7 protein-coding genes are annotated in these 7,436 nt (G+C 44.8%); 3 read left to right on the top strand and 4 right to left on the bottom strand.

What is annotated here, in order from left to right:
* Nucleotides 1-230: 230 nt before the first annotated feature.
* Nucleotides 231-989: a sulfite exporter TauE/SafE family protein gene (locus ED652_RS18245; protein ID WP_122055719.1), complete on the top strand. Its 759-nt coding sequence runs from the start codon at nt 231-233 to the stop codon at nt 987-989.
* A gap of 273 nt (nt 990-1,262) precedes the next feature.
* Nucleotides 1,263-1,454: a hypothetical protein gene (locus ED652_RS18240; protein ID WP_009846584.1), complete on the top strand. Its 192-nt coding sequence runs from the start codon at nt 1,263-1,265 to the stop codon at nt 1,452-1,454.
* A gap of 121 nt (nt 1,455-1,575) precedes the next feature.
* Here ED652_RS18240 and ED652_RS18235 read toward each other — a convergent pair whose 3' ends face one another.
* Nucleotides 1,576-1,989 carry a VF530 family DNA-binding protein gene (locus ED652_RS18235; RefSeq protein ID WP_065111249.1) on the bottom strand — a complete coding sequence of 138 codons (414 nt, stop codon included), beginning with the start codon at nt 1,987-1,989 and terminating at the stop codon, nt 1,576-1,578.
* A gap of 423 nt (nt 1,990-2,412) precedes the next feature.
* Here ED652_RS18235 and ED652_RS18230 point away from each other — a divergent pair, with 423 nt between their 5' ends.
* On the top strand, nt 2,413-3,573 hold the full coding sequence (locus ED652_RS18230) for an HD-GYP domain-containing protein (RefSeq protein WP_122055718.1): 1,161 nt from the start codon (nt 2,413-2,415) through the stop codon (nt 3,571-3,573).
* Between the two features lie 144 nt (nt 3,574-3,717).
* Here the strand turns inward: ED652_RS18230 and gnd are convergent, their stop codons facing one another.
* Genes gnd through zwf form a run of 3 tightly spaced genes read right to left on the bottom strand, consistent with a single transcriptional unit; the run spans nt 3,718 to nt 7,410 of the window.
* Complete coding sequence (gene gnd / locus ED652_RS18225) at nt 3,718-5,166, bottom strand: decarboxylating NADP(+)-dependent phosphogluconate dehydrogenase (protein ID WP_122055717.1); 1,449 nt, start codon at nt 5,164-5,166, stop codon at nt 3,718-3,720.
* 28 nt (nt 5,167-5,194) lie between these two features.
* Nucleotides 5,195-5,911, bottom strand: a complete 717-nt coding sequence (gene pgl, locus ED652_RS18220) for a 6-phosphogluconolactonase (RefSeq protein ID WP_065104019.1) — start codon at nt 5,909-5,911, stop codon at nt 5,195-5,197.
* On the bottom strand, nt 5,908-7,410 hold the full coding sequence (zwf, locus tag ED652_RS18215) for a glucose-6-phosphate dehydrogenase (RefSeq protein WP_029222938.1): 1,503 nt from the start codon (nt 7,408-7,410) through the stop codon (nt 5,908-5,910). The genes pgl and zwf overlap by 4 nt, the downstream gene beginning before the upstream one ends.
* Between the last annotated feature and the right edge of the window lie 26 nt (nt 7,411-7,436).

Here is a 7,436-nt window from a genome sequence, read left to right as displayed (position 1 = left end):
GATCTTCCTACAGAGGACTTTCACCTCATTAGTTCATGCCCATGCTGGGCGTACACAAAACGAAATAAGGGAGCCTCAGGCTCCTTTTTTCGTATGAGCCCTTTGACAATAAACACAGCTCCAAGATGGTAGCAAACTCACAAACCAACCTCTTCACTGCACATTGCCCTGATATTAATAACAAAATCAAGTAAGGTAACCAGTCATTTAACGCATTGGATTCTAAAACTATGGATTGGTTGATTCTATTCTTGTCAGGCGTGATTGGTGGCGTGTTGAATTCCATTGCAGGAGGAGGCAGCTTCATCACCTTCCCCGCCTTGTTATTCGCTGGCGTCCCTCCGATTGCGGCCAACGCGACCAACACCTTTGCTTCATGCGCTGGTTACATCAGTGGTGCTTACGCACTGCGCCATGAAATCCAATCTGGCACTAAGCAGTTAAAATTGGTCGTAGCCCTATGTACCATAGGCGGTGGTATCGGTGCGTTCTTGTTGCTGCACACGCCAGAAGCGCTATTTACCCAATCCGTCCCTTGGTTATTACTGTTCGCCGCTCTACTTTTTACCTTTGGTGGCAAACTCAATAAATGGCTAAAGAAAGTAACCGCTAAACATAAGCACGCCACCAGCGCAGGCGCGTTCTTTTCAGCCTTATTACTTTTGATCGTGTGTGTATATGGTGGTTATTTTAATGCAGGCTTAGGCATTGTGACATTGAGCTACTTGGCACTGGCAGGGTATACCAATATCAACGTGATGAATGGCATCAAATTGTTGGTATCGGCATGCGCATCACTCGCGGCAATCGTGTTCTTTGTTGTGAATGGTTCGATTGATTGGCCGTCAGGCATGGCCGTTTTGTTTGGGACATTGGTCGGTGGTTACTATTCAGCAAAAGTTTCTCGTCGTATCCCACAACAATATGTTCGCACCACAGTGATCATCGCGAGCTTTTTGATCACCGCTTACTTTTTTTATACAAATTAGTTTTTATGCTAACCAGGTTCTACGCAAACTAGATTTTATGTTAGCTAAACCAAGTGCAGTTCTAGGCTTCAAACAGGAAGGAGAGAGCGAAAAAACTCACCATCTCAATATCTATCCCTCTATTTTATTGCTTATAAAATAGCCAAGTCAAAATATGTGAGACGAGTCTTTCAATTAGCAAATTTGATAACAATTTAGACTGTTTTTTAGCCTTTATTTTGCCAAAGGTGGGATAATTCTCCTGTCGAAAGTGAGACTTCATTAGGAGGCGTTATGAACATTAAACTCGGTCATGTCATGTCATCAAGTCGACTCATTTGCTTTGTCGCTTTTCTTGCTGCCACATTCGCGTGGATTCTAAAAATGCCCGCTCTGTTTTCTGTGTCAGCGCTATTCTTACTGATCAGCGCCATTGTCTATGGCGTTGACCTTTGGAAGAATCAAAGAAAGAACCGCGAAGCTTAAGGCGAACGACTAAAGCGACACGCATTAAAAAAGGAGCACTTAGGCTCCTTTTGTATTTTGCAGTCAAGGCTTTGTCTATCTGACGATGCTCAACTTACGCCTTTACATAAAAACGTTAAAACTAGCGACGAAAGTTACGACCGTTGCCGCCACGACGCTCTTTAAATGCAGACGCCGCTTTAGCTTGTGATGCTAGAATCGATTCAACTGTTAATTCCATTGGCTCACGAGGCTCTAACCCGTGACGGAATGTACGTGAACGCGGAGGCATCTGGTATTCGATATCTGAAGCTTTAGGCATGCGCTTGAAACGGTAAAGGTAGAAATTCTCTACTTTCTCACGAGCCCACTCTGTTTTCTTCAAGTATTTAACGGCACTTGCTACTGTCGGCTTAGTGTTAAAGCAGTTCATGCGCATTGCTGCATCCAAAATTTCCCAACCGTAATGATCCACTAATTCGTTGATCATGGTATCTAGTTTTAAGCCATGCAGTGGGTTGTTTTGTTGCAGTTCGATTCTTTCTTCTTCAGTCATAACATTACCTTTTCCAAGGCAACTAAAGGCCTTGAATTTACTCTAGAACACCGTCATCACTGACCGCTTCTAGCTCAATCATTTGGGCATATCATCCATTGCCCTTATCTATGCCTTTATGATGGCATAAAGCATGCTCGTTATCCTATTTATCTTTCAATTTAATTTTAAAATGGTCACTTACCATCCTGATGTTGCGTGTAATACAGCCGCCCCTCCTAAAAAGGGTCTCTCTTAAAGATCCACCAAACTCGCTCAAGTTAACAAAAACCATGATAGAAGAATGAAATATCCCTATTTTACCAATGGAATTTAAACTTATTAGAACGCAGTGTTGCTAATTAACAGCGAGGTGCTATGTTAGAAGTGGTATAGAAACCTACTAATAATGATATTAAACAATGATATAACTATAAATAAAGGTTGGCTTTGACCATGTTTGACTACTCCCAAATCAGCAGAGTAGCCGCCCAAGATAAAGACATTATCGCTATCGTTGATGATCTCTTTCGGCTAGCTCGCGAACATTACCCCATTCTGTCTCGGCTTTCGGTCGTGCTGTGCAATGAAAATAGAGCATCGAATTATTTTGTTTCGGATACTCTGTGCCAAGAAGCCGAGCATCGCTACATCGAACAAGAACTTAAGCCAGAATCAGCTTTATCTAGAATGGCTGAGTCTTTAGATACTCGAATCATCCACGACCTCACCACCATTAGCCCAACCAAACAAATATCTCACCTGCTCGATATCGGTCATCAAAGCAGTTACACAACACCTATTCATCATCAAGAAAGTAATCTTGGGTTTGTGTTTATCAATGCTTCATCCACGGGGTTCTTTGCTAACCAAACTATCCAGTGTGATATCGCTTATCTCACTCAAGTGATCTCTAGCCTTTTCGTTCAATGGTTTGAGCGCCAACGTCACTTTCAATCCGCTTTAGCAATTGCTTTAAACATGGGTCATGCTCGAGACCCAGAGACTAAAGAACACCTCATTCGCATGGGTAAATACAGTGAACACATTGCTCGTACTCTGTCGCACAGCAAGGAAGAAATAACGCACCAATTCATTCACCGAATTCGGCTGTATGCGCCCTTTCACGACATAGGTAAATATCGAATTCCAGATAAAGTGCTATTCAGTAGCGCACGCTTTAATGAAGAAGAAAGAGCCGTCATGGACAACCACACCTTGTACGGTGAAGAAATGATTAACAATGTGGTTGCCCTATCATGCCATAGCGCTATTTGTTCTGAGGAAATCCAATTCATTAAAAATATCGTACGTCATCATCATGAAAGGTTTGATGGCACAGGGTTGCCCGATGCTTTGAGTAACACAGCAATACCGCTCGAAGCACGCATCGTGACATTAGCCGATGTATTCGATGCGCTGATGAGCAAAAGAGCCTATAAGCACGCGTGGACACTCGATGAAGTCATGGATTACATTGAGGCTCACTCGGGTTCGATGTTCGACCCTGAGTGTGTTGTGGCTCTTAAACAGAACCTAGATGGCTTTATGGCAATTAGGGAACAATACAATGACGATGTTCAACCGCACGTCATGACAGCTTGAACTGTGACGCTTTGAACTGTAAGGCCTTGGGTGTCTAGACCAAAGAAAACGCGAACCAACAAAAAAGGATGCCAATTGGCATCCTTTTGTTTTCTAGTCTCAGCTGAAAGAACGAACGTGTTCTTTACTGATTCTAACTAACGATTATACGTCGTAAGTTGTAGAAGCAGTGTCGCCGCCTGTACCAGTCCAGTTTGTGTGGAAGAATTCACCACGTGGACGGTCAGTACGCTCATAAGTGTGAGCACCGAAGTAGTCACGTTGAGCTTGTAGAAGGTTAGCTGGAAGACGAGCTGTAGTGTAGCCGTCTAGGAACGTTAGTGCAGAAGTCATACATGGCATTGGGATGCCTGATTCCATAGACTTAGCTGCAACTTTACGCCAAGCGCTCATGCAGTTGTCTAGGATGCCTTTGAAGTATGCATCTGAACCTAGGAATGCGATCTCTGGGTTCGCTTCGTAAGCATCACGAATGTTGCCTAGGAATGCAGAACGGATGATACAACCGCCACGCCACATAAGTGCAACGTTACCGTAGTTTAGATCCCAGCCGTTTTCGTTCGACGCTTCACGCATTAGCATGAAACCTTGAGCGTAAGAGATGATCTTAGAAGCAAGTAGAGCCTGACGGATTGCATCAACCCACTCTTGCTTGTCGCCTTCGATTGGAGCAACAGTTTTACCGAACAGTTTTTCAGCTTCAACACGTTGGTCTTTAAGTGCAGACAGGCAACGAGAGAATACAGACTCAGTGATTAGAGTCAGTGGGATACCCATGTCTAGTGCGTTGATACCTGTCCATTTGCCTGTACCCTTTTGGCCAGCAGTGTCTAGGATCTTCTCAACTAGCGCTTCACCGTCTTCATCTTTGTAGCCAAGGATGTCAGCCGTGATTTCTACTAGGTAGCTATCTAGCTCAGTTTTGTTCCAGTCAGCAAATACAGCCTGCATTTCGTCGTGGTTCATACCTAGACCATCTTTCATGAACTGGTATGCTTCAGTGATAAGCTGCATGTCACCGTATTCGATGCCATTGTGAACCATCTTAACGAAGTGACCAGCACCGTCGTTACCAACCCAATCACAACAAGGCTCACCCGCGTCAGTTTTCGCAGAGATACCTTGGAAGATAGGCTTAACCGCTTCCCAAGCTTCAGGAGAACCGCCTGGCATGATAGAAGGACCGAAACGAGCGCCTTCTTCACCACCAGAAACACCCGTACCGATGAAGTGGATGCCTTTCTCGCGAAGAACAGCAACACGACGGTTAGTGTCTGGGAAGTTAGTGTTACCACCATCAATGATGATGTCGCCTTTGTCTAGAAGTGGTACAAGCTTGTCGATGAACGTATCTACAACGTCACCAGCACGAACCATAAGCATTACTTTACGTGGCGCTTCTAGCTTCTCAACTAGCTCTTCTAGAGAGTAAGCACCAACAATGTTAGTACCTTTAGCTGGGCCTTCTAGGAACTCGTCTACTTTCGCAGCAGTACGGTTGTGAGCCACAACTTTGAAGCCGTGGTCGTTCATGTTTAGGATAAGGTTCTGGCCCATTACTGCTAGGCCAATTACACCGATATCACCTTTCATTATTTTATCTCCTTGCGGCTATTCGCACTTATGCGATAGCACTTGCTGCATTTGAATCTAGGAACCACTCTGTTTCGCCAGTTTTAGACTGGATTTTCGCTGCCGGGTAAGGCAGTTCTGAAGCAGGAGTTGTATGAATTTCTTTAACGATCTCAACTTTACCTGCACCCAGTACTAGGTAGCTGATTCGTTTTGCTGCTTCTAAAACTTTCGCTGTTTTAGAAACACGGATCTGGCCCGACTCTGGGTGAGAAGCTAATACAGATAGGTTCTCATCTTGGTAGTCAGTTGCACCCGGGAATAGTGAAGCTGTGTGGCCGTCTGCGCCAACACCTAGCAGGATCCAATCGAAAACAGGCGTGCCGTTTTCTGTTGGAATCACGTCTGCCATTTCTTTCGCGAAACGCTCTGCTTCTGCTTTTGGCTCATCTTCACCACGGATGCGGTGGATGTTTTCAGCAGGAAGGTTTACTTGTGTAAACAGCAATGCGTTTGCTTCGCCGTAGTTGCTTTCTGCATCGTCTGGTGCCACGCAACGTTCGTCACCCCACCAGAAATGAAGGTTATTCCATTGAATGCCTTCTGCGTATGGCGCTTGAGCTAAAAGCTTGAAAAGCATTTTTGGCGTGCTGCCACCCGACAATGAAATGTGAACAGGCTTGCCCTGCTCGCTGTAAGCTTTCATTTCGTTTGCTAGGTTTTCAACGACTAATTCAGGCGTTGCAAAGATCTTGTGATTGATCATAGTTCGCAGTAATCCGTGTCTGTTAAGTTTTTGCATGGGAAACGCCATGCGCGGCCATCACGCTGCAGAAGCTCATCGGCTTCTTGTGGGCCCCAAGTACCACAAGCATAGCCAAACAGTGCTTGAGGGTCTTGCTTGAAATCTAAGATCGGTTGAACGTACTTCCAACATGCTTCTACAGCATCGGTACGTGCAAACAGAGTCGCATCACCGTTCAGTGCATCAAGAAGAAGACGCTCATAAGCCGTTAGCATCTGAGTCTCAGGCAAGTCAGAGTAAGAGAAGTTCATTTTCACTTCTTTTGCTTTAAAGCCTGCACCCGGCTCTTTCAAACCAAAGCTCATCTGAATACCTTCATCCGGTTGGATACGGATAATCAGTTTGTTCTCTGGTGCATCTTGACCAAACACTGGGTGTGGCGTGTTCTTAAAGTGAATCACAATTTCAGTCACACGTGTCGGTAAGCGTTTACCCGTACGTACGTAGAAAGGAACACCATTCCAGCGCCAGTTATTGATGTGTGCTTTAAGACCAATGTACGTTTCAGTACGAGAATCATCCGCTACACCATGCTCTTCACGGTAACCTAGTAAGTGCTGACCACGAACATCTGATGCTGTGTACTGACCTAATACTAAGTCTTTACGCAAATCATCTTCTTCTAATGGTTTCAGACACTGAAGTACTTTAACCACTTCATCACGAATAGAATCTGCATTGATTTGAGCAGGTGGCTCCATACCCACCATTGCTAGCACTTGTAGCAGGTGGTTTTGGAACATGTCACGAACTGCGCCAGAACCATCGTAGTATCCGCCACGTTCTTCAACGCCAAGGAACTCAGCACCTGTAATTTCAACGTATTCAATAAAGTTACGGTTCCACAGTGGTTCAAACATCGCGTTTGAGAAACGAAGCACTAGAAGGTTTTGTACCGTTTCTTTACCAAGGTAATGGTCGATACGGTAGATCTGGTGTTCTTGGAAGTGATGATGGATCTCTTCATCCAGCGCTTGAGCTGATGCTAGATCGTAACCAAATGGCTTCTCAATAATCAGACGACGCCAGCCGTTCTTCTCATCGTTCAGGCCATGCGCAGCAAGGTTTGCTGGAATCACACCGTAAAGGCTTGGCGGGGTTGCCAAGTAGAACAATGTGTTATGGTTTTCGAATTGGTAGTCTTGCTCAAGCTTATCCAGACGTTGTGCTAGACGAGCGTAATCGTCTACATCTGAAGTGTTGATCGCTTGATAATGCAGATGTTCAATAAATGCATTCAGCGTCTCTGGCTCAGTTTTTTCCATTTCCTGAAGAGACTTCTTCAGCTTCTCACGGTAAGACTCGTCGCTGTACTCAGTACGGCTCACTCCAAGAATCGCAAAGGATTCTGGAAGTTGATTGCTAGCATACAGGTGGTACAAAGCAGGAATTAACTTGCGGTAAGTTAGATCTCCCGACGCACCAAAAATAACGATGCTGCTGTTTTCAGGTATTACCATCATCTTTCCTATAAAAACAAGGTTTT

It is taken from the genome of Vibrio sp. Evd11 (genome assembly GCF_900382755.1).
GTDB classification, from domain to species: Bacteria; Pseudomonadota; Gammaproteobacteria; order Enterobacterales; family Vibrionaceae; genus Vibrio; species Vibrio lentus.
This window is presented reverse-complemented; position numbering and strand designations above follow the sequence as displayed.

Bases quoted from the DNA above. Each gene is read 5' to 3' on its own strand.
- ED652_RS18245 (WP_122055719.1), top strand. From the start codon at position 231: ATGGATTGGTTGATTCTATTCTTGTCAGGCGTGATTGGTGGCGTGTTG.
- ED652_RS18240 (WP_009846584.1), top strand. From the start codon at position 1,263: ATGAACATTAAACTCGGTCATGTCATGTCATCAAGTCGACTCATTTGC.
- ED652_RS18235 (WP_065111249.1), bottom strand. From the start codon at position 1,989: ATGACTGAAGAAGAAAGAATCGAACTGCAACAAAACAACCCACTGCAT.
- gnd (WP_122055717.1), bottom strand. From the start codon at position 5,166: ATGAAAGGTGATATCGGTGTAATTGGCCTAGCAGTAATGGGCCAGAAC.
- pgl (WP_065104019.1), bottom strand. From the start codon at position 5,911: ATGATCAATCACAAGATCTTTGCAACGCCTGAATTAGTCGTTGAAAAC.
- zwf (WP_029222938.1), bottom strand. From the start codon at position 7,410: ATGGTAATACCTGAAAACAGCAGCATCGTTATTTTTGGTGCGTCGGGA.